21 protein-coding genes are annotated in these 23,055 nt (G+C 41.4%); 10 read left to right on the forward strand and 11 right to left on the reverse strand.

From position 1 onward, the window contains the following. Positions 1–51: 51 nt before the first annotated feature. Positions 52–1,014: a DNA polymerase III subunit delta' gene (gene holB / locus ACN222_RS23535; RefSeq protein WP_010998836.1), complete on the reverse strand. Its 963-nt coding sequence runs from the start codon at positions 1,012–1,014 to the stop codon at positions 52–54. A 234-nt stretch (positions 1,015–1,248) separates the two neighbouring features. On the opposite strand from holB, the gene ACN222_RS23540 reads away from it, so the two are divergent. After that, on the forward strand, positions 1,249–1,500 hold the full coding sequence (locus ACN222_RS23540) for a phage tail protein (RefSeq protein WP_044522307.1): 252 nt from the start codon (positions 1,249–1,251) through the stop codon (positions 1,498–1,500). Between the two features lie 310 nt (positions 1,501–1,810). After that, complete coding sequence (locus tag ACN222_RS23545) at positions 1,811–2,053, forward strand: hypothetical protein (RefSeq protein ID WP_010998838.1); 243 nt, start codon at positions 1,811–1,813, stop codon at positions 2,051–2,053. 390 nt (positions 2,054–2,443) lie between these two features. Here the strand turns inward: ACN222_RS23545 and tmk are convergent, their stop codons facing one another. The 3 genes from tmk to ACN222_RS23560 form a co-directional block, all read right to left on the reverse strand. Further along, entirely contained in the window at positions 2,444–3,079 is a 636-nt protein-coding gene (gene tmk / locus ACN222_RS23550) for a dTMP kinase (RefSeq protein ID WP_010998839.1), read from the reverse strand. 205 nt (positions 3,080–3,284) lie between these two features. Beyond that, entirely contained in the window at positions 3,285–3,728 is a 444-nt protein-coding gene (locus ACN222_RS23555) for a hypothetical protein (RefSeq protein ID WP_010998840.1), read from the reverse strand. Between the two features lie 153 nt (positions 3,729–3,881). Next, positions 3,882–4,880 carry a M28 family peptidase gene (locus ACN222_RS23560; protein WP_044522310.1) on the reverse strand — a complete coding sequence of 333 codons (999 nt, stop codon included), beginning with the start codon at positions 4,878–4,880 and terminating at the stop codon, positions 3,882–3,884. A gap of 178 nt (positions 4,881–5,058) precedes the next feature. On the opposite strand from ACN222_RS23560, the gene ACN222_RS23565 reads away from it, so the two are divergent. Continuing rightward, positions 5,059–6,330 (forward strand): sulfite exporter TauE/SafE family protein, encoded by a 1,272-nt coding sequence (locus ACN222_RS23565; RefSeq protein WP_010998842.1) that lies wholly within the window; start codon positions 5,059–5,061, stop codon positions 6,328–6,330. Continuing rightward, entirely contained in the window at positions 6,305–6,991 is a 687-nt protein-coding gene (locus ACN222_RS23570) for a hypothetical protein (protein ID WP_010998843.1), read from the forward strand. Before ACN222_RS23565 ends, ACN222_RS23570 begins: the two co-directional genes overlap by 26 nt. Before the next feature lie 60 nt (positions 6,992–7,051). Here the strand turns inward: ACN222_RS23570 and galE are convergent, their stop codons facing one another. Further along, the gene (gene galE, locus ACN222_RS23575; RefSeq protein ID WP_010998844.1) at positions 7,052–8,050 is read right to left on the reverse strand and encodes a UDP-glucose 4-epimerase GalE; all 999 of its coding nucleotides are present in this window, start codon (positions 8,048–8,050) and stop codon (positions 7,052–7,054) included. Between the two features lie 297 nt (positions 8,051–8,347). On the opposite strand from galE, the gene ACN222_RS23580 reads away from it, so the two are divergent. The 5 genes from ACN222_RS23580 (at position 8,348) to ACN222_RS23600 (ending at position 14,809) form a co-directional block, all read left to right on the forward strand. After that, complete coding sequence (locus ACN222_RS23580; RefSeq protein WP_010998845.1) at positions 8,348–9,046, forward strand: hypothetical protein; 699 nt, start codon at positions 8,348–8,350, stop codon at positions 9,044–9,046. A 213-nt stretch (positions 9,047–9,259) separates the two neighbouring features. Then, positions 9,260–11,011, forward strand: a complete 1,752-nt coding sequence (locus ACN222_RS23585; protein ID WP_010998846.1) for an ABC transporter ATP-binding protein — start codon at positions 9,260–9,262, stop codon at positions 11,009–11,011. Between the two features lie 84 nt (positions 11,012–11,095). Then, complete coding sequence (locus ACN222_RS23590) at positions 11,096–12,502, forward strand: sensor histidine kinase (RefSeq protein WP_010998847.1); 1,407 nt, start codon at positions 11,096–11,098, stop codon at positions 12,500–12,502. Positions 12,503–12,637: 135 nt separating this feature from the next. After that, a complete protein-coding gene (locus tag ACN222_RS23595; protein WP_010998848.1) occupies positions 12,638–13,288 on the forward strand; it encodes a HupE/UreJ family protein in 651 nt (216 codons plus the stop codon). Between the two features lie 240 nt (positions 13,289–13,528). Then, positions 13,529–14,809 (forward strand): DEAD/DEAH box helicase, encoded by a 1,281-nt coding sequence (locus tag ACN222_RS23600; protein WP_010998849.1) that lies wholly within the window; start codon positions 13,529–13,531, stop codon positions 14,807–14,809. A gap of 116 nt (positions 14,810–14,925) precedes the next feature. Here ACN222_RS23600 and ACN222_RS23605 read toward each other — a convergent pair whose 3' ends face one another. Beyond that, positions 14,926–15,603 (reverse strand): sugar transferase, encoded by a 678-nt coding sequence (locus ACN222_RS23605; RefSeq protein WP_044522314.1) that lies wholly within the window; start codon positions 15,601–15,603, stop codon positions 14,926–14,928. A gap of 553 nt (positions 15,604–16,156) precedes the next feature. On the opposite strand from ACN222_RS23605, the gene ACN222_RS23610 reads away from it, so the two are divergent. Continuing rightward, on the forward strand, positions 16,157–16,462 hold the full coding sequence (locus ACN222_RS23610) for a hypothetical protein (protein WP_010998851.1): 306 nt from the start codon (positions 16,157–16,159) through the stop codon (positions 16,460–16,462). 376 nt (positions 16,463–16,838) lie between these two features. Here the strand turns inward: ACN222_RS23610 and folE are convergent, their stop codons facing one another. The 5 genes from folE to hemB form a co-directional block, all read right to left on the reverse strand. Beyond that, positions 16,839–17,489: a GTP cyclohydrolase I FolE gene (gene folE / locus ACN222_RS23615; protein ID WP_010998852.1), complete on the reverse strand. Its 651-nt coding sequence runs from the start codon at positions 17,487–17,489 to the stop codon at positions 16,839–16,841. Positions 17,490–17,587: 98 nt separating this feature from the next. Continuing rightward, entirely contained in the window at positions 17,588–18,649 is a 1,062-nt protein-coding gene (locus tag ACN222_RS23620; RefSeq protein WP_010998853.1) for a CobW family GTP-binding protein, read from the reverse strand. A gap of 110 nt (positions 18,650–18,759) precedes the next feature. Further along, a complete protein-coding gene (gene thrS / locus ACN222_RS23625; RefSeq protein WP_010998854.1) occupies positions 18,760–20,598 on the reverse strand; it encodes a threonine--tRNA ligase in 1,839 nt (612 codons plus the stop codon). Positions 20,599–20,709: 111 nt separating this feature from the next. Further along, positions 20,710–21,942, reverse strand: coding sequence for an FAD/NAD(P)-binding protein (locus ACN222_RS23630; RefSeq protein ID WP_010998855.1), 1,233 nt, complete (start codon positions 21,940–21,942; stop codon positions 20,710–20,712). A gap of 59 nt (positions 21,943–22,001) precedes the next feature. Then, positions 22,002–23,012 carry a porphobilinogen synthase gene (gene hemB, locus ACN222_RS23635; RefSeq protein ID WP_010998856.1) on the reverse strand — a complete coding sequence of 337 codons (1,011 nt, stop codon included), beginning with the start codon at positions 23,010–23,012 and terminating at the stop codon, positions 22,002–22,004. Between the last annotated feature and the right edge of the window lie 43 nt (positions 23,013–23,055).

The raw sequence follows: 23,055 nt of genomic DNA on the forward strand, positions 1-23,055 counted from the left end.
TGCATTCCTCCAGAAAAGATGTATCGCAGTTGAGGATCAATTGTCCAGTAGTTAGATATTAAATTCCTGATATACAGATAATAAAGTACATTCCCACACAAGACGCGGTTGAGCATAGACAAGTAGGTATTTACGAGCTTTTTCTAATTGACTGATAATCCCTGGTTGATGCCGCTTTTGCCAGTAAGATTGCTGTAAATAATCAACTAACCATAATTGTGCTTCCGTCTCTAAATCCTTGTCGATTCTTTTCGCTAATTCCAACGCGTGACGTTGAGATTTTGGTGCTGTTGTTAAATCTTGCAGTAAGTCAGGGGGAATAATTTGTAATTGTTCATAAGAGGCGATCGCACTCCCCGGACTGCCAGATGCTAAACTCAACACTGCTGGGTGCTGTAAAACTTCTTGATTCCCTGTTTGTGTCAGTACTTGAGTCAAAGATTTTGTATCTAAGCTGTAAAAGGGAATACGTTGACAGCGTGACACCAAAGTCGGCAATACGGACTCAGGAGAAGGCGTAATCAAAATTATGGTAGCTTGTCCTGGTTCTTCTAAAGTCTTCAACAAGGCATTTGCTGCTGGTTCCGCCATTGTTTGTGCCTCCTCCAACACCACCACATTCCTTGGTGCTTCTAAGGGAGGACGGCCGAGAAATTCGGTAATTTCTCGAATTTGTTCTAAACGAATTAAAGGCGGTGCTTTGCGCTTGAGTTTCTTTTCTGCTGCTTGGGCGGCTGTGAATCTTTGTCCTTGGTATTGATAAGTCGGCTGTACCCAGAGTAAATCAGGGTGATTACCTTGACGCAAACGCTGTTGTAGAGATGGGAGAAGTCGCGCTTCCACAACAGATGCAAATAACAACTCTACAAAGCAACGCGCCGCTAAACTCCGTCCTACACCATCTGGCCCCGCAAATAGATAAGCCGGGGCGACTCGGTTTTGCTTAACAGCCTGAGTTAGTAGCTCAATAGCTTGCTTTTGTCCTACCAGTGGTGCAAATGGGTTATTGGTCATTCTTTAAGCTAATGCACGTCTAAATTGCATAACTACTCATCAGGGCTGTTAACTGTCAAAAGATCTCATGATGGATTGTGTAACTTAAATAATTAAAATTTTATATAAAGCTTATTTAATTTTTCACTTAATTGTCTTAATAATCGTCGTTTCCCAATATTTTGTATTAGATTTGGCTAAATGCTGCATATAAAGCAGTTATTTGCTATATCTATCAAATTTTGGAGGAAAAAGATGGACTCTCTAATTGGACAAATTGTATTATTTGCCGGAAATTTTGCACCACACGGCTGGGCATTATGTAATGGACAGTTATTATCTATACAAGAATACACTGCCGTATATTCTATTCTTGGCACGACTTTTGGTGGTGATGGTGTTCAAACTTTCGCTCTGCCCAATCTGCCTATTGTTCCGGATACAGATGGAAAAGGCGAATCTCGATACATCATTTGCCTTTATGGAATTTACCCCTCCCGTTGGTAGTAACCATAACCTACGCACCCAGGTCGTTGATTGAGAACGGCTATAGGGGCATAAGGGTTTTAAATATTTACACCCCTACACCCTTCTTATGCAAACCCTGGATGTTTCGTTTTCATAGGTAAGCCCTAATTTAATTTCACCTAGCTACTTAGCCATTTTGGTGAAAATATATATTAGACAAAATTTAAGACGTTTTGTCTGTTTTTATGCAATCTATATATTGATTTATAAAAAATAAATTGTAAACATAATAATTAGTTTGCATACATTATCTCCTTGGGTTTAACCTTGGGAGAAAGGAGTAAGATAAATGGCTAATATCGCAATCGATACACTACATCTTACAGGTTATGATTTGTTGTATGATGTTGACAGCTTTCTTGATAAACTATTTTATCAGGAAACGTCATCCTTAGGAGGTGGTTATTGGGGTAAATCTTACGGGTATAACTCCTTGTTTGGCGGTGGTTACTCAGGAAATAGTGGCTCTTATAATTCATTTTCTGGCGGATTTTCTGGGCATGGTGGCTACTACAATAAATCCTGGTGTTAAGCTCTAAATAAAGGAGCAGATTATCGTTTTATAACGATATTCGTAAAAAGAAAAAGCAGGAATTTTTCATATGATGCTAATAAAAGTGGCTCTTCAGTTCATTTTATGGAACAGAATAATAAATAAAACCCAAAGATAGCCTGTATTCATTGCTGTGACTGGGTTTTAAGTTTTTGAGCCTTTCTATAAAACTGTGATTTTAATGCTCCACCATAAAACCAACGCAAGAGCCATAAAAGTAAATTAGAATTATAAAGTTAACAACCTGGCAATTTCTATATTTAGATAAACTTTTGTTGAGAATAAAAATTCCCCAGTAAATAAAGTTTTGCTGGGGCTGGATATAAATAATCTAATGATTTTTCGATGACAAAATTATCAAACGACTGACTACAGCCATTGCTTGAGATGTACGCTAAGAATTTCCTGAATGGTTTTATGTACAGTTTCTTTACTCAATTGACCATCAACTCTGATAATTCGCTTCGGAGAGGATGCGGCTAAGTCTGCATAGCCTTGCTGTACACGACGATGGAAAGCGATGGTTTCTTGTTCAATTCGGTCTAGTCCTACATTGTCCCCCCGTTTACGAGCTAATCCGACTTCAACATCCACATCTAGCCAGATGGTGATGTCACTGGTTAATCCACCAGTGGCGATGTCATTTAACTGATGGATGAGATTCATATCCAAATTGCGACCGTAACCTTGGTAGGCAATGGTAGAGTCAACATAGCGATCGCATAATATATACTTACCCTGAGCTAACTTAGGTTTGAGTTCTTGGGCAACGTGTTGTGCGCGATCGGCAGCATATAATAATAACTCCGTCACCTCAGCGATTGGCTTATCTTCCGCCTTCTGTAACAACAAGCGCCGCAAATCTAAACCTAATTCTGTTCCTCCTGGTTCACGGGTGAGAACCACAGAAATCCCCAAACTTTGCAACCACTCTGCACAAAGCTGCATTTGGCTAGTTTTGCCGCAACCTTCAACCCCTTCAAATACAATGAATCTGCCACCCATGCTGTTTTTATGTTCGCCGATGTTTTGAGGACTGGCTCAACAAGATTTTTAGCTGTGCAAGGGTGTAGGGGAGTAAGAGTTGTGAACACTTATACTCTTAGCCGAAACCCTTGATTTTCATTTTCCTGCTTCAGTCCTAGTTTTAATAAGCTACCAGCAAACTGTTCGCTCACATCAAAATAAAAAATTCATGAGAAGTATATTTTTACTTACCAGAGCAGTAGCCGTTAATTTCTTTCACTATGACACCTTCTTCAAGACTACTCTTTTGCAAGGTTACTAAAAATCGATTTGCCTGTTTAATATTCTTTTGATTTATGGCTGTTGCAGCTTCATTCAAACCCTTACTAATATCTTCATAGAGTTTGATAAATCGCCCCTGGAAGCCTTGCAACTGTTCATCTTTGATTGCCAAACCTTTCATTTCTGTGGTTACTTGGTCTATTTTACTAGCAAATTCAGTTAAGCCTTGAGAACCTTTAGCTGATTTGGGATCTTTACCATATTGCTGACCTAATAAAGCTGCTTCATTAGCAATTTTTATAACTTTATTACATTGAGCAACCTTACTTTCACCACAGCTTGTACATAATAAGGCGATCGCAGCTGCAACGGAAAGCGTAGCACTGGGTTTATAGACACTCAGCATATTTACTATAATCTCCAAATATATGATGCAAAAAACAGACTAAGCAAATCATTATTGATTGACTTTGTTTAGTCCTGTCACTTTATACTGCATCCTTCCCAAGAAGTGTATGTAATTACCCTGGCATAGAGAAAAGTTAACATTGACCAATAACTATTGACTATTGATCAAAGTATTAACTGCATTGACTACAATTTGCGCTGCACCAACAAAAAATGCTCGTTCAATATTGCTGGGTGTATCAGTAGGTTGATGATAATGAGGTGTACGCAAATTAGCTGTATCGGTGACTAATACTGCACCTACTCCCTGATACCAAAATGGAGCATGATCACTACGCAGTGTATCAGGCGTGAGTATACCTTTCAGAGGAATCGGTATAGTTAAGACACTGGGTAGATTTTTTGTATCTGCATGATTAAAAGCTTTGAGTAAAGACAAATTTTCGATATCGCCGACGGCTACTAAAAAATCACCCTTGTCGCTGGGTGGGGTAACAGGTAATCCCGGTGGATATTGCTGACAGCCGGCGGTGTAACAAGCGTAACCAACCATATCCATCACTATCACACCCCGGAGTTTTTCCAGACGTTGAGTATTGGTGACAAAAGCTTTACTACCAACTAGTCCGGCTTCCTCAAGGTCAAAAAAAGCTAACTGCAAAGTCCGGGGTGTGGAATGGGAAGCGAACAGTCTGGCGATTTCCAAGATTACAGCCACACCACTGGCGTTATCATCCGCACCAGGGGAACCAGCTACAGTGTCATAATGAGCTGCTACTAAAATCGCGTCGCCTGTGGTGTCAGTCCCTGGACGTTCAGCAAACACATTGACACCACCAGAGAACTTTTCCAGTTTCGGTGTCCAGCCAGATTTTCGCAGTTCATTAATGATATATGTCCGAGTGCGCGATCGCTCTGTTTTTGTATAACGTTGAAAATTTAACTTTTGAATATGAGCTAATAACTTATCAACAGATATTTGTAACTCATTCTTTACTTCCTGAGGCTCTGGTTGTGGCGGCGGCGTTTGTACTGGAACAATCTCAACCATTTCAGGCGAAGAACGCTGTTCAAAAAAAGCGCTACTCCTACTACCCACAATCACAACTATCACCAGTATCAACAATGTCAACCAAATCCGTTTTTTCATCATGAGAATACATAAGTTTGACAGTTCGTCTTTTGACAAAGTGACCAATATGACCTAATGTTTTGCCCTAGTATTCTGTTGAGCAAACTTTGCAAGAGATAAAAATTTTTAGCAAAATAACTCTTTCCCCACTTCCTACTCCCCACCTTTACTAAAAAACTGCCTCAGGACTTCTTTTATGCTAGATTTATCACTCATCACTATCCTGGGGTTCTTGGGCAGTTTTGGGCATTGTTTTGGGATGTGTGGGCCGTTAACAGTAGCATTTTCTCTATCTCATCAACACACCACTTCTGAAAAAGATTCTCAGAAACAGACATCACCTACAAAAACTAATCCGACTTGGCAGCAGCAATTAAAGTTTCATTTTCTGCTCAACTTGGGGCGAATGTTGAGTTATGCCCTTGTTGGTGCTGGCCTTAGGGGAGTCGGTTCTGTATTATTGCAAGGCGGACAGTTAGCGGGTGTAGGTAGCGACTTCCGCCGTGTCATGGCAATTATTACAGGTGTGATGTTGATTTGGTTTGGCTTAGGACAGCTAGCACCAAATTTACTACCCCACATTCCTTTATTGCATCCCCTCTTAAAAGGCAACTTACACAACCGCCTAAGTGCGGGAATGGTCAAACTTTCTTTACAACCGCGTTGGTGGACACCCACACTTTTGGGCATGACTTGGGGTTTGATGCCCTGTGGCTTTCTGTACGCTGCTCAGATTAAGGCGGCGGAAACTGGTAGTTTATGGATGGGTGGAGCTACTATGCTGGCTTTTGGCTTGGGGACACTCCCCACTATGTTAGGTGTAGGCGTGTCTACTTCCTTGGTGAGTCAAGATAGGCGCAGTCAATTATTTCGTTTAGGTGGTTGGATTACCCTAACTATTGGGACAATTACTTTGCTACGGACTGGTGACACAATGGTAGATTACACCGGACACGCAGCCTTACTGTGCTTGATTCTAGCTTTGATTGCTCGCCCCATCAGCAAACTCTGGGCATCACCTTTAAATTATCGTCGCGCTTTGGGGGTAGGGGCATTTGTGTTGTCTGTGGTGCATACCACCCACATGATTCAACATTCATTAGACTGGAATTTTGCCGCCTTTTTCTTTTTACCGCCACAATTTCAAATAGGCATGGCTGCTGGTGCTGTAGCATTGATATTAATGACCCCCGCAGCTTTCACAAGTTGGGAATCATGGCAAAAATCCTTAGGCAAGTACTGGCGACAGATTCATTTATTGAGTGTACCAGCTTTGCTTTTGAGTGCGATTCATGCGGTGTTGATTGGTTCCCACTATTTGGGTTCTCTACAGTCAACGTGGGGGAATATGATAGCAACAGTGCTGTTAGGAATAATAACTCTTAGCGTGTTGCTCGTTCGCTCGCACTTTTTTTGGTCAAAGTTAGCCGTAAAGAAGTTTTATGTTCCCCCTACCAAATCACGCTAAAGCAACCAAAGAAAAACACCTAGTGTATTATCAATTCAAAGTCCCCGCATCAACAGCAAATCTTAGAGTTAATAAATACCTCATACTATTTCTCAGTTGTTTAACTCTATCTATCACCAATATTCACCCAGCCACAGCCCATAAGGTGCAGATATCATCAGATATTGGCGGGACGCTGCACATTGAACCCAACGATAATCCTCGTGCAGGTGAACCGACACAAGCTTGGTTTGCCCTCACCCGCAAAGGTGGCACAATATTACCCCTCCAGCAATGTAATTGTCAGTTAGTTATTTACGCCGAACCCCACACACCAGGAGAACCGGCACTACTGGAACCATCCCTCAAACCAGTGAATGCTGAACGCTATCAAGGCATCCCAGGTGCAGATATTACCTTTCCCAAACCCGGAATTTATCAACTACAGCTAAGTGGTAAACCCGCAACTGGGGCAAACTTCAAACCATTTGAATTTACATTTGAAGTGACAGTAGCCGGTGGCAATGCAGTAAATACACAAAAAACTCAAAATGTCAATAATGACAATTCAGTTGATTTAGCAGCTGAATCCAACTCCATACCACCTTGGGCGATCGCACTGCCGATTTTAGCTGTCTTGGGTATAGTATTGGCTATTTGGCGAAATAAAAACAAGCCCTAGATCCCCGACTTCTTGAAGAAGTCGGGGATCTAGTAATTTTGAATTTTGAATTTTGAATTGCTATTGATGGCGCTTCTGATGCCATTGCCAGGCATGGGAAACGATATCTTTGATTGATGAGTATTGGGGTTGCCAGCCAAGAATTTTTCTGGCTTTCTCACCACTACCAATGAGACTTGGGGGATCTCCAGGACGGCGATCGCATTCTTCAACGGTTATGGGTAATCCTGTGACTTGTTCACCAGCCGCAATTACTTCTCTGACTGAGAAACCTTGGCCATTACCCAAATTAAAAACTTCGCTATCTCCACCTTTTAATAAATATTTCAATCCCAAAACGTGGGCATCGGCTAAGTCGTTAACGTGAATATAATCCCGAATACAAGTGCCATCGGGTGTGGGGTAATCAGTTCCGAAAATGGAAATAAATTTACGTTTGCCTAAGGCTGTTAGTAGTACTAAAGGAATTAAATGAGTTTCGGGGTTGTGATCCTCACCTAGCAACCCATCAGGATTAGCACCAGCCGCATTAAAGTAACGGAAACGGACTGATTTCAAACCATAAGCCACATCAAAATCCGCCAGTATCCTTTCCACCATTAACTTAGTAGCACCATAAGGATTAATGGGGTTTTGGGGATGATCTTCGGGAATAGGAACAGTTTTTGGCACTCCATAAGTGGCACAAGTGGAAGAAAAGACAAACTTATTAATTGAAGCAGCCAGCATCGCTTCTAATAACGTCAATGTGCCTAAAACATTATTGCGATAGTATTTGGCAGGATCACTCACAGATTCGCCTACATAAGCGTAAGCGGAAAAGTGCATTACTGCATCAAAATGGCGTGATTTAAATAACTCATCTAATAAAGGGCGATCGCCTGTATCACCCACCACCAATTCAACTTGTAAAACTTTTTCTACTAAATCACGATGTCCATAGACCAAATTATCTAGTATCACCACGTCATAACCTGCTTGCTTGAGAGCCAGGACAGTGTGCGAACCAATATATCCTGCTCCCCCCGTTACCAAAATGCTGGGCTTTCCAGGCGACATAGTTTTTCCTTTTGAGTTGACAACTACTCAATTAATTTAGCAAGAAAGGTAGAAAGTACTGTGCTGAGTAATGAGTGGTGAGTACCCAATTCCCAACCCCCAGAGTATTAATAATCTGGAAAATTATAAATATTAGACCCAGTGTGGAAAAATTGCACTAAAATCACTACGACGGTGGTCTTTTGTGTGAGGGTTGAAGTATTTTATGTCAAATGCTGCAATTACAGTTGAGGCTAAAATAAATCCACTTCGCAAAACCTCTAGGCTCACTGCAAAAGGAGATTTGAGAGTAAATCTATGTTTTTACTGTTAAGCCGGGTACTGCTGTGGTTACTGATTGGTACTATCGTATACTCACTGTTCCAGCGATTTTATCCTTCCGGCACTTTTGCTGGCAGATTAGTCTTAGTGATTGTGTTGATAGTCATAGCTTTGTCGTTCATTAATCCCAACGAACCAGCTGTGGCATCTTTGTGGCGGTTAATATCCTTTCCACTTAAGCCTTTAGGAGCATCGGTTTTGATGATGATGTTTGCTGCCCAAAAAATCAAGGGTGGTGGCATCGATAAACCCGGAGGATATCTCGTAGGCTGGGCATTGACTATTTTGCTGTTTGCAAGTACGCCAGCGATCGCCTACTTCTTAATTAGAGCGCCATTGGCAACGGGCGCAATGATTCCCAGTTATCAACTCATGTCATCTGCCCCATCAGAAACATTGGTAGCATTGGCACAACCAGCCAACCAAACACCAGTTTCCGATATCTTGGGGGACACTATTTTACCTAGCCCAGAACTAGGACGGGCAACCATAGCTTTCAACCCTTTAAATAGCCAAATTCCCCCCTATTTGTTGCAAAATCCTCAACAAATCCAGGAACGAGGGCTACGCCTGGAAGACTTTGTACCCAGTGCTGCAACACTGCAACTGACAACACAAGTCTGGGAAAGCTACCTCAATCAAGTTTACTTTTTCTTACGTGGTCGCCAGACATAAGGGTAAAATAAGTATCTTGAAAAAGAGAACAGGGGCTAGGGACTAGAAAAAAGTAGAGGAGCAGGGGAGCAGGGGAGCAGGGGAGCAGAGGTGAAGAAATTTTACTCGGCACTCTCCACTCAACATTCTCCACTCACTAGTCCCCAATTCCCAGTCCCGTTCGGCTGACGCTCACGGCGGAAGCCCAGTCACCAAACCCCAGTCCCCCAATTCATGACAAAATCTCGACGAATTACTAAACTTGCTGCTTATCTGCGTCCCCATTGGCGGGAAGCAGCATTGGGCATCCTGGCTTTGTTGTCTGTCAATGGGCTGGGTGTTTATATCCCTTGGTTAATTAGGGGTTGTGTTGAACTACTTGCTACCAACTTTAGCTGGAATCAAATATTACGTTACGTAGTAATTATTATCTTGCTTAGTTCTGCCATGTTGCTCATCCGTATGGCTTCGCGGATTTGGTTATTTGGAGTGGGTAGACAAGTAGAATTTGACCTTAAACAACGGATTTTTGAACATTTACTCAAGCTAGAACCAGCTTATTTTGCTACCAATACAATTGGTGATTTAATTAGCAGAGCGACTAGTGATGTCGATAATGTCAGGCGCTTATTAGGTTTTGCGGTCTTAAGTTTGGCCAACACCCTATTTGCTTACGTTCTTACCTTACCTGTCATGCTAAGAATTAGTGTCGATTTGACACTCGCAGCTTTGGCAGTCTATCCCTTTATGTTTGTTTTAGTTAATTTATTTAGCAATCGTTTACGTCAAGAACAGGCAAAAGTACAAGAACAACTCTCTGACATTAGTGAGCTGATTCAAGAAGATATTAGTGGCATCGCTTTAATTAAAATTTACGCCCAAGAAGAAAACGAGCGGCGCGCTTTTGCCCAACAAAATCAAAAGTTATTAGGGGTTAACTTGGAACTAGCCAAAAGTCGTAATATTCTGTTTCCTCTAATTGGGGGTTTAGCCAGTCTGAGTTCACTAATAGTTATTTGGTTGGGAACATCACGAATTGCGGAGGGAACCTTAGCTGTTGGCGATTTTTTGGCGCTTCTCATATACATAGAACGTCTAGTCTTTCCCACAGCGCTATTAGGTTTTACGATTTCTGCTTACCAACGGGGTGAGGTGAGTGTAGATCGTTTGGAAGCTATCCTCAGCGTAGAAGCTAAAATTCAAGATGCTGATGCAGCCATACATTTAGAATTAGGTGAGGTAAAAGGGGAATTAACCGCCAAGAATCTCAGTTACACTTATCCGGGTGTTGAAAACCCAGCTTTGAACAAAGTTAACTTTACTATTGCTCCTGGGGAAACTGTGGCGATTGTAGGAGCAATCGGTTCTGGTAAGTCTACCTTAGCTAATGCCTTGCCCAGATTGTTGGAAGTTGCTCCAGGACAATTGTTTTTAGATGGGCAGGATATTACTCAGATAGCTTTGGCCGATTTACGTAGTGCGATCGCTTATGTTCCTCAAGATAGCTTTTTATTTAGTACCACAATTAAAAATAATATCCGCTATAGCGATCCTGTCAGTCCCCCAGAAAATGTAGAGTATGTTGCTAAACTAGCTCAAATCCATCCCGAAATTATTAATTTTCCCCAACAGTATGAAACTATCGTGGGAGAACGTGGTATTACCCTTTCTGGCGGTCAAAGACAACGTACTGCACTAGCTAGAGCAATGTTAGTTAATGCTCCAGTCTTAATCTTGGATGATGCCCTCTCTAGTGTGGATAATCAAACAGCTACACAAATTCTCAATAATCTATCTAGTGGTACTGAACGTAAGACTGTAGTTTTTATCACTCATCAACTTTCGGCGGCGGCAGCAGCAGACCGGATTTTTGTCATGGATAAAGGGCAAATTGTCCAGGTGGGTAATCACTTGGAACTCTTGCAGCAAGCAGGTCTTTACCGGAAATTGTGGAGCCAGCATCAGGTGGCAGAATTACTAAGTTAGTAATTTCTCTGTAGCATCTTTATTTACAAAATTTTATACTTGCCATGTAAATTATCGTAGTGAAGTATACTTTGGCAGTATTTAATGTTAGAATTTATACATAATATTTTTGCAGATAATTTATTTATCCCCCACGGCCATTGCTACCTGTGGCAGCCTGGATTAGTTTGGTTACATTTACTTTCAGATTTTCTCATCGCTGTTGCCTATTATTCCATCCCCATCACTCTGATTTATTTTGTGCGTAAGCGACAAGATTTGCCTTTTAAATGGATATTCCTACTATTTGGGGCGTTCATTATCTCTTGTGCTACGTCCCATGTGATGGAAATCTGGACACTTTGGCATCCAACCTATTGGTTGTCTGGTTTCATGAAGGCAATCACCGCTTTTATTTCTATATATACAGCCATTGTCCTTGTACCCATAGTTCCTCAATTATTAGCTTTACCTAGTCCCGCACAATTAGAAGCTGCTAACAACCAACTCAAAATCGAAATCATCGAGCGCAAAACAGCAGAAGCAGCTCTTTTACAAATTAAAGCAGACTTAGAAAATAGAGTTGAGGAACGCACCAATCAGTTACAGCAAAGTATGTTGGCATCTTTGGCTACAGCTGCTAAAGCTAAAGACCAGGCAGAAAAACTGCAAGTCGCTTTGAACGATTTGGCTAACGCTCAAGTCCAACTGATTCAAACAGAAAAAATGTCTTCTTTGGGTCAATTAGTTGCGGGTATTGCCCATGAAATTAATAACCCAGTTAATTTTATCTACGGTAATATTCATTTCATCTATGAATATACCAAAGATTTGTGGCAACTAATTATTCTTTATCAGCAATGCTATCCTGAACCTGCTTGGGAAATTGCAGCTTATACACAAGAAATTGATCTTGATTTTGTACAAAATGATTTTGCAAAAATTTTAGCCTCTATCAAGAATGGAGCCGAGCGCATTCGGGAAATAGTTTTATCTTTACGCAATTTTTCTCGCTTGGATGAAGCGGAAATTAAACAAGTAGATATTCATGAAGGTATTGATAATACAATATTGCTCCTAAAAAACCGCTTAAAAGGTCAGGGCAAACATCCAGATATTGAAGTCGTTAGAGAATACAATAACTTACCTCTAGTCGAGTGCTATCCTGGGCAACTGAATCAAGTATTTATGAATATCCTGACCAATGCTATTGAAGCAGCAAAGGAATCAGTGAACAATCCGCTAATTCGGATTCAGACTGAGGCTCTAGATAGCGATCAAGTGATGATTCAGATTTCTGATAACGGTTGTGGTATGACGGAGGAGATAAGAAATAAAATTTTTGATCCTTTCTTCACAACTAAACCTATTGGTTCAGGCACGGGTCTAGGGATGTCAATTAGCTATCAAATTATAGATAAGCATGGTGGAACCCTAAAGTGTGTTTCTGCTCCCAATGAAGGGACTGAGTTTATCATTTACATCCCAACTCGCCTCAAGTCTTCTATATAAGAATCCAGTTTCAGTTGTCAGGTGTTAACAGAAGAGACTTTATATACAACGTCTGTACCCCTGTTTCCCATGAGATGTTAGTTGTTTTGATTGCCAGGGAAGTATAAGGTATCAAAAAACTACTTGTGCATCTTTATGTTAACTACATCCATACCTACTGCTGTCAGAAAGTTACAGCATCGTCACCTGGGAGCGATCGCAGCTTTAATACTAATTAGTTTATTAAGCTCTGTAAGTGGATTATCTCTGCATCATCAAATAACTAATGGCTGGGATGGTTTTTTATGGGGTGTGGCTGATCCGGTGCTGCACCTCGACAGTTTAGCAAGGATCTTAGGCATTGGCTTAATCTCAACAGGCATTGTTCATGGTTCATTCATCACCATGTCTTTTGTCTTAGCATCCATACTGGGCATACTTACACATTTATCGACGTTCCATTTACCAGGTGCAGAAATAGCGATCGCCATTTTTACTATTGGCTTTGGTGCTATGTTAGTCATGCCCTATCGACCTAACTGGCTGGTTGTAGTGATCTTGGGAGCGATCGCTGGTTTGTTGCAAGGCTACGTTTCTGGACAAGCTATCAACGGGATTGATATCATCTCCCTGCTTACCTATACTTTAGGCTTCGGTTTAACTCAGTATGCAATCGCCACTAGCACCAGACGACTAGTTAGCGATAGTCTATCCACCATTGTTCGTTTTGTAGGTTTTGCTTTTATAGCGATCGGTTTTGTATTTTGCGGTAACTTCATCAATTTTTTAGGGGCTGGTAATTTTTAACATATCTCACGGGGTGCAATCTTCGCGCCCCTACTAGTCCATCGAATCGTCATTTCCAACTATTAATATTAAAGTTTAGAGAAATTGGATTATATGTAACCTGTACTCTGTTAAGATTCACCATTGGGGTATTCGCTATCAGTCTTGGCGCTACTGCCCATCCCGCCCCTCAAACCTTTGTCCGTCCGCCTAAGACTGATACCGCTACTGGTGACAGGCCGATGTTATATCTGGAGTTCTATGTCTTTTTCTCATCTCGGCTTGTCCAATGAAATTATCAATGCTGTTACTGAGTTGGGGTACACCAAACCCACACCCATCCAGATGCAGTCTATTCCTGCTGTCTTATCAGGACGAGATTTGCTAGCTGGCGCTCAAACTGGAACTGGGAAAACTGCCAGCTTTACTCTCCCCCTCCTACATTTATTATCCCAAGATAGTCTTAAAAGCGCCTCCAATGCTTCCTCACCCATTCGGGCGCTAATTCTTACCCCGACTCGTGAACTCGCCGCACAGGTGGAGTCAAGCGTGCGTGACTACGGCAAGTACTTGAAGCTGAACTCAATGGTGATGTTTGGTGGAGTCAGCATTAATCCCCAAAAACAGCGTTTAAAGGGTCGTGTAGATATTCTGGTTGCTACCCCAGGGCGACTGCTAGACCATGTGCAGCAGGGAACGGTAAACCTTTCACAGATTGAGATTCTGGTGCTGGATGAAGCCGACCGGATGTTGGATATGGGCTTTATTCGTGATATCCGTCGTATCCTCTCCCTGTTGCCCAAACAGCGACAAAACTTGCTATTCTTCGCTACATTCTCAGACAAAATCAAGGAACTCGCCGCCGGTCTACTGAATCGCCCGCAGATGATCGAAGTAGCACGCCGTAACGTTACAGCCGATACTGTGACACAAAAAGTCTACAAAATAGAGCGCGATAGAAAACGAGATTTACTGGCTCACCTGATTCGGAAAGATAATTGGTATCAAGTACTAGTATTTACTCGTACCAAGTATGGTGCTGACCGTCTAGTTAAACAATTAGGCCATGAGCGCATTCAAGCTCTAGCTATCCACGGTAATAAGAGCCAGTCGGCGCGTACCCACGCTCTGGCAAAGTTCAAAAATGGTAGTTTACAAGTTTTAGTAGCAACTGACATTGCTGCACGAGGACTGGACATCAGCGAATTGCCTTATGTGGTCAATTTCGATTTGCCCTATGTACCAGAAGATTATGTTCATCGTATTGGTCGCACTGGTCGCGCTGGTGCATCAGGTGAGGCTGTATCGCTGGTGAGCGCCGATGAATATCATTTGTTGGCAGATATTGAAAAACTGATTGAAAAGCGATTGCCTTTTGAATTGGTAGCGGGTATTGGAGCTAATTCCCAAGCTAAACCCGAACCAACTCAGGATGAACGCAAGCAAAAACCCAAAGATAGTCAGCATCAGCCTCGCTCTGCTGCTCAAGGTGTGCCAAAGAAATCAGGGAAAAAACGTTTAACTAATTCTGGAAAAAGGTAATACGTACAAAAGAAAGTATGAAAAACTCTACCCACAAGGGGGTAGAGTTTTCGGTAATGGGTAATGGGTAATTTATGAGAGCCAAGATTACTCAATCGTTAGTATGAGCGATCGCTTTAGAAGGCTCCGACTCTAGCGACGATAACGTAAATTGTTTTACCAATCAGTAGGAGGTCGTATAGAGGATGCCAATTATTTTGATATTGCAAATCTAAATCTACTATCTGTTCAAAGTCTTTCACATGAGAGCGTCCGTTAACTTGCCATTCGCCGGTTAAGCCAGGCTTGACGTTTAATCTTTGCCAGTGGCGGTCGTTATATTTGGCTACTTCATCAGCAGTGGGTGGACGTGTTCCGACTAAACTCATGTCACCCATGAGGACGTTCCAGAATTGGGGTAGTTCATCTAAGCTAGTGCTACGCAATAAACGCCCCACTTTAGTTACACGAAAATCGTTTTTATTTTTAAAGATCAGTCCGTCTGCTTCGTTATCTACTAAGGTTTTCAGTCTCTCCGCGTCATTCACCATCGAGCGAAACTTCCAAATGTGGAAGGGACGACCCCGAAGACCATAGCGCTCTTGAGAAAAGAAAATTGGGCCTGGACTATCGAGCTTGATAGCGATCGCAATTGGTAAGAATGCGATCGCTAAAATTCCCAATCCCACTAAGCTGCCTAAAATATCTAAACAACGTTTGAACTTAGATTGCGCTGAGGGATGCGGCATAAGCCCGAACTCCCAATCCTTATAAGTAGTACCTTGCAAGACGCTTTGTAATTGTGTTTGATACATGGTACGTTTTCTAGCCGAATGCCTAACAGAAAGGGTAAGAACACTGAGTTTCACTCAAAATATAAACTCATCTTCATCAAAGACTCGGACATTTTACGGTATATTTACGTAATCTTCATCAACATTCTGGGGATCATGAAGTTTTATAAATTTAAAATAAAGAGAAATAAATATTTCATGAGGAGGATGGTTAAAACACAATAATATGTATTAAAAATGCCTATAGTCGCAAATAATGTTACCAGGCGATCGTATGAGTGAAAAATCTCAACTTCATCTGATAAAAATTAAGTCCAGATAGACATCCCTAAGCAAGGATTCTCTTACCAAGATCAAATGCAGGTGACAGATACAAGGTAAAGCAATTAAACTAGCTCAACTATCATTGAAGTTGCAAAAATTCTTCTACCATTTGCCAGAAGCAGCTATCAATAAAATCATCAATAGTATGAAAAGAGCATTTATATAAAGCTGTATTTGTTCGACTAGATTAGTCAATTATTAATATCCATAAATTACTAAAATTCTCTCTTACAATCGGGGTAGTCAAGAAATGGTTGCATCTGGAGTCGAGGTAAAAATTAGTCGTCTAGAGTCCATTGTGGAGCAAATAGGGGAAGCAGTATTATCTACTACTGAAACCATTGAACGTCTGGCAGAAAGAGTGGAAAATCTGAGTTGCCAAGTAGAAGCACAAGGAAAACAACTACAGCAACAGGGATATCAAATTTTTGCATTGTGTGATGCAGTGCAGAGCCTCGCTGAATCTCAAGATGATTCCTTACAAAAACTCACACAACTAACACAAACTTTAGATAGACTGACTTCTTTAATTCAAGGAGAGGATGAAGAGATGTGAGAAATAATTGCTAAATCTTTCAACAGAGATACGAACACAGAGACAAAATATCTTTTGTCTCCACATTCATCTTTCATCTTTATAGGAAGTTTTAGCGTTGCAGAGTTGTGGAATACATGAAAATTTTAGCCAGTAGCAGCGCATCTGTATCTTAATTTATGATATTAATTTTCAGGACAGACGCGCTATTACAGAACTTTTTTAACCTTGGACTCCTATTGTATGTAAGGGACTTCCAGATAAAAAATATCCAAAATGTAGCGTGCGTCAGTGCGATAGAACCTAAATATACTCAGAAATCATTCATACTGACGCACCCTACCAAATAATCAATTTCGGGTAATTTATCTTTTGGTGTTCCCTAAGTTTTGGTTATTTAGTGAAAATTAGCATTGTGTCGTACCAAATTCATAAACTCTTCACGAGTACGAGCATCTTCCGCAAATACACCACGCATTGCACTAGTAACAGTCCAAGAACCAGGCTTTTGTACACCGCGCATCACCATGCACATATGAGTTGCTTCTATTACCACTGCTACCCCTTGAGGTTTGAGTAAACCTTGCAGTGCATCAGCAATTTGTAGTGTCAGACGTTCCTGTACTTGTAAACGTCGAGCATACATCTCACAAACTCGCGCAATTTTAGATAACCCTATCACCTTACCGTTAGGAATATAGGCAACATGAGCGCGACCAATAATTGGTAAAATATGATGTTCGCAAGAACTGAAAATGTCGATATCCCGAATCAATACCATCTCATTGGCATCTTCTGTAAATACTGCACCATTTAACAGTTCATCCAAGGATTCATTATATCCCTTAGTCAAAAACTGCAAAGCTTTTACAACTCGCTTAGGAGTATCTAGCAAACCTTCACGGTCAGGATTTTCCCCTAATCCAATTAGTAAAGTACGCACAGCCTGTACCATTTCTGCTTCTGTGACAGTTGGTGTTTGCTGAGTAGATAAAGATGACACCATCTGAGCAGCAGAAACTGTATCGGGACGAATCGATAAAGTCATGTTATTTCGTTTAGTTGGTAGAGATTGTGAGTTAGTTAATAGTTAGAGATTGGCAAAAATCTATTAACTGAATTGTTTGATTACTTAACACTTCTTAATCATACCAAACAATTGTTAAGTTGTGTATAAATTTGATTAGTATTTAATTTTCTACCAATGAAAACCAATTGGTTCTTAGGTAAAGTATGCCATTCATCAGCGTGTAAGTTATAACGAGGCCCACTCAGTTGAAATATATGGCGTAACTCACTATCACTAAACCACAAAATACCCTTAGCACGGAAAACATTCTGAGGCATTTCTTCTGTGAGAAAATTCTCAAATTTATGAACATCAAACGGCCTATCAGACTGAAAAGATACTGAAACAAATCCATCATTGTCTAAATGATGAGAGTGGTGTTCATGATGATGTTTATGCTCATGATGGTCATGGTCATGGTCGTGTTCATGGCTATGATGTTCATGATTATGTTCGTGAGCATCTTCTGCATCATCAGCAGTATAATCATCTTTTGGGGTTAAACCAACACCTAAAATTAAGGGTAAAGCCACTTCACCATATTTTGTATGTAGGATTCTTGCACTATCTTTGACAGTTTGGATATAGTCTTCTAATGCTTGAATTTTTTCTGAAGTAGCCAAGTCTGTTTTATTCAGAAGAATAATGTCTGCATAAGTAAGTTGTTTTAAAGCAGCTTCACTCTCGAAATGATTTGGTTCAAAGGCTTCCGCATCTACGACTGTCAGGATTGAGTCGAGATTGGTCAAATCCCGAAGCTCTGTACCTAAAAACGTTAAAATAATGGGCAATGGGTCAGCAACACCGGTAGTTTCAATAACTAAATAATCGATGCGTTCTTCTCGTTCCAAAACCCGATAAACAGCATCAACTAAACCATCATTGATAGTGCAGCATATACAGCCATTACTCAGTTCGAGCATATCTTGGTCTACAGACACTAACAACTGGCTATCAATATTAATATCACCGAACTCATTGACGAGAACAGCAACTTTTAAATCATGCTTATTTTTAAGAATTTGATTGAGTAGAGTTGTTTTACCACTGCCTAAAAAGCCAGTAATGATTGTAACTGGCATTCCTCGTTTGGGAATTTCAGGAATTATGTTTGTTGTTTCTGCGGTTAGGGTATTCATAGGGTGATGAGATGTTTGTGAACTATGAAATCAATGACGCTGTTGAATAATTGTGGCTATGTACGTATATTCAACTTCAGCAATCTGCTTAAGGATTTTGTATTTGTAAATTACTTCTTGGCAATTATAGTTTCTCGTAAGTGATTTGTCAGATCATTTAAATTAATCGCTCCCAAATCACCATTTGCTCTAGTTCTTACACTTAAATTTTGATTTTCCACTTCTTTTTTACCTACGACACCAACCACGGGAATCTTTTCTAACTCTGCTGTACGAATCTGCTTTCCTAAACGCTCGCCACTGATATCTATTTCGACTCTAAATCCATCTTTTTGCAAAGCTATGGCAACAGATTCTGTATATCCTCTCACATCGTCGCTCACAGGTAATAATCTTATCTGTACTGGTGCTAACCATAAAGGAAAATCACCTGCATAATTCTCAATTAAGATGCCGAAAAATCGTTCCAAAGAACCAAAAATCGCGCGATGAATCATAATTGGTCTTTGGCGACTACCATCAGTAGCAATATATTCCATATCGAAACGTTCAGGTAAATTAAAATCTACCTGAATAGTGGAACATTGCCAGAGACGACCAATAGCATCTTGAATTTTGATATCAATTTTAGGGCCATAAAAAGCACCACCACCTTCATCAACAATATAATTCCAGCCTTTAGCATCCAAGGCTTGTCTTAAGGCTGATGTGGCTAGTTCCCAAACTTCATTATTTCCTACTGATTTATCGGGACGGGTTGAAAGATTAACCTCATAATTTTTAAAACCAAAATCTGACAAAATATGTTCAGTGAGATTTAAAACTCCTAAAATTTCATCAGCGATTTGATGAGGTAAACAAAAAATATGAGCATCATCTTGGGTAAATCCTCTGACCCTCATCAAACCATGTAGCGCCCCTGAACGTTCATAACGATAAACAGTGCCTAATTCAGCCCATCTTAAGGGTAATTCTCGATAAGAATGTAATTGATGTTTATAAGTGAGGACATGAAAGGGACAATTCATAGGCTTAATTTGATAAGCCTGATTTTCCACTTCCATTGAGTCAAACATATTCTCTTGATAGAAGTCAAAATGACCAGATGTCTTCCATAAATCGAGGTTGGCTACATGAGGTGTGTAGAGTAATTGATAGCCAGATTCTAGATGACATTTTCGCCAATAATCTTCAATGATGTAACGAATACTCGCGCCTTTGGGATGCCAAAAAACTAAACCACCGCCAGCTTCCTCTTGAATACTAAATAAGTTTAGCTCTTGACCCAACTTTCTATGGTCGCGGCGTAAAGCTTCTTCTCTTTGTTTGAGGTAAGCCTCTAGTTCTGCCTTTGTTTTCCAAGCTGTGCCATAAATGCGTTGTAGTTGGGGCTTGCTTTCATCGCCTTGCCAATATGCACCGGCAATGTTTAATAGTTGGAAACTATTGGGGTCAATTTCACCAGTAAAATTAATATGCGGCCCAGCGCACAAGTCCCACCAATAGTTACTGGCTGGTTTGACATCTGCAACAAACAAGGAAGATTCTGGTGTGCTGGTGTCAGGGCTACCAATAAAGTAGCGGGTGATGGTTTCTTCTGGGGGGATACGGTCTAAGATTTCTAACTTGTAAGGTTCGTTTAACTGAGCGATTTCGGTGCGGATTTCTTCTCGTTGCACCTCTTCGCGGATTATTGGCAGGTTGGCTTTGATGATGCGCCGCATTTCTGCTGCAATTTTGCCCAAGTCATCGGGAGTGATGCTGATTGGACAATCGAAGTCGTAGTAAAATCCGTTGTCTGTCACTGGGCCAGTTGCTACTTTTGTCCCTAGAAATAACTTCTGTACTGCCATCGCCATGATGTGGGCGCAGGTGTGACGAATCCGCACAAGTTGCTCGCTGTTGTGCTGGTCTAAGTCTCTCTGGGACTGGGTTAAGGAACTGACCATATTAATAAATAATGAGAATCGTTATCATGTTAGCGCAAAAAGGGGCGGATTGGGAATGACTATAAAAACGTCAAAGTTATGATTTCTTTGACCCCTACACCCCCTCAACTTTCAGCTGGCTTGTACTCCGGTGATGCTGGGGGAAAAAGCTATGCTTGGTTTAGCTATGGCAGGGACGATTTTTTCACAGGCCATTCTTGCGCCTGATAAGTTGCGTGCTGTTGGCCCTACTTGTAAAGCTGCCAAACCGCCCATGATAAATAATTCGCAGCCAGGCCAACGTAGACAAGTATCTAAAACTGGTAAACCTTTAACTATGGGAATAGGGTAAGCGACGAGAACATCTTTTAATAAGGGTTCATGGGTGACATCGAATTTAGTACCTGTGGAAAGCCAAATATAATCGCATTCATGGTGACTACCATCACTACATTCGACTTGCCAATTTTTGCCGAGCCATTGGGCTTTGAGTATTTGACAGTTTTCGTCAATTTTGATGTTACCACTACGGACTTGTCGTCTTATTTGGGTAGCGATCGCCGGAGTCATGGAACCACCATTTCTAGCTTGCTGAATCGTCGTCCAGCGTTGTTCCCAATCAGATTGAGCAAAAAAGTCTTTGAGATACTTTGGCCCCAACCATCCTGGTTCTGCATCGAATAACTTTTCTGTTAACTGTCGCCGCATCATTAACTGAACCTTCGCACCGTGAGAAATCGCACCCACAGCCAAATGTCCGCTAGTTAACCCACCACCCACAATCAAAATTCTCTTCCCCATTAACGACAATTTTCGTAAATCAATGGTTTGTGAGTGGCAAATTCTCTCTTGTGGGTATGGTGTCTGAATCTCGTTTACCCAAGTCGGGATTTGACGTTGAGCGCTACCAGTAGCCAACACTACCCGTCTTGCTGTTACCTTCTGCCCATCTTGTAAACTAAGGCAAAATTGGGGACGCAGATGATGAGGAATGGGTTCAATTTTGGTAACGGCTAAAGGAATGACTCGCTCTTGTAACTGCCAAACTCGAACCACATCTTGGCAAAAATCCTCGAATAATTGTGTCCCTGGTAAATCATAGGGGGGAAATAACTCATGAGGACGAGATTCAGCGAATTTCCGTAAAGCAAAGGGGTTGGGGTCTGGATGATGAACTGCGGGCGATCGCAAATGGGGAATTTCCAAAGCTGCAAATTGCTGATTCCAGCCACTCATCCATCTACCACTGGGGTCAAATACCAGAAATTTCCCCCTCAGAGACTGCCGTTTTTGCAGTAGATGGGTAGTCAAAGTTAGAGCATGAGGCCCTGCGCCAACAATAGCTAAGTCGGTTTTTTTGGTCATTTTGTTAGTTGTCAGTTGTCAGTTGTTATTTGCCCCCCTTGCCCCTCTGCCCTCCACGTCTAAAGCAACATCAGTGCTACTTCTTTGGCAAAGTAGGTGAGAATTAAATCTGCGCCGGCGCGTTTCATGCTGGTTAAAGATTCCAAAATCACTTGTTTTTCATTAATCCAACCCATTTGAGCCGCAGCTTTGATCATGGCGTATTCGCCACTGACGTTGTAGGCTGCAACTGGTAACTGGGTAGCTTGCTGGACTTGATGAATGATATCTAGGTAAGCTAGGGCAGGTTTTACCATAACAATATCTGCACCTTCGACAATATCTAGTTCTACTTCTTTAATTGCTTCTCTGGCGTTGGCTGCATCCATTTGATAGGTTTTTTTGTCGCCAAATTTGGGGGCGGAATCTAACGCATCCCGAAAGGGGCCGTAATAGGCGGAGGCGTATTTAGCGGAGTATGCCAAAATCCCTACATTGATGTAGCCTTCTGCATCTAAGGCTTGACGGATTGCGCCAATTCTGCCGTCCATCATGTCGGAAGGGGCAACAAAATCTGTACCGGCGGCGGCTTGGGAAAGTGCCATTTTCACTAACATTTCCACTGTGGGGTCATTTAAGATTGTGCCGTTTTCATCAACTAAACCATCGTGTCCATGTGTGGTGAAGGGGTCAAGGGCTACGTCAGTGATCACAACAATATCGGGAACTGCTTGTTTAATGGCTTTGACTGTTTGCTGTACTAATCCCTCTGGGTTGTAGCTTTCTGCACCGATGTCATCTTTCTTATTTTCGGAGATGACAGGGAAAAGTGCGATCGCCGGAATTCCTAGCTGTGATACTTCGGCTATCTCTTTGAGCAACAAATCTAGGGAGTAGCGATAACATCCTGGCATGGAAGTAATTTCTACTTTCTGCCCCTCTCCTTCCATGACAAACATCGGATAAATCAAATCATCCACTGTCAGGGTAGTTTCCCGCACCATCCGCCTCAGTGTTGCAGTCCGACGCAACCGACGGGGGCGTTGCAACAGGTTCAATGGTTTGGCGGTAGATGAATTTTCAACTGACATAAGACTTCACAAGATTGATAACCATTATCATAATGGAAGCCGT

This window comes from Anabaena sp. FACHB-595, from assembly GCF_048568275.1.
Lineage (GTDB): Bacteria > Cyanobacteriota > Cyanobacteriia > Cyanobacteriales > Nostocaceae > Trichormus.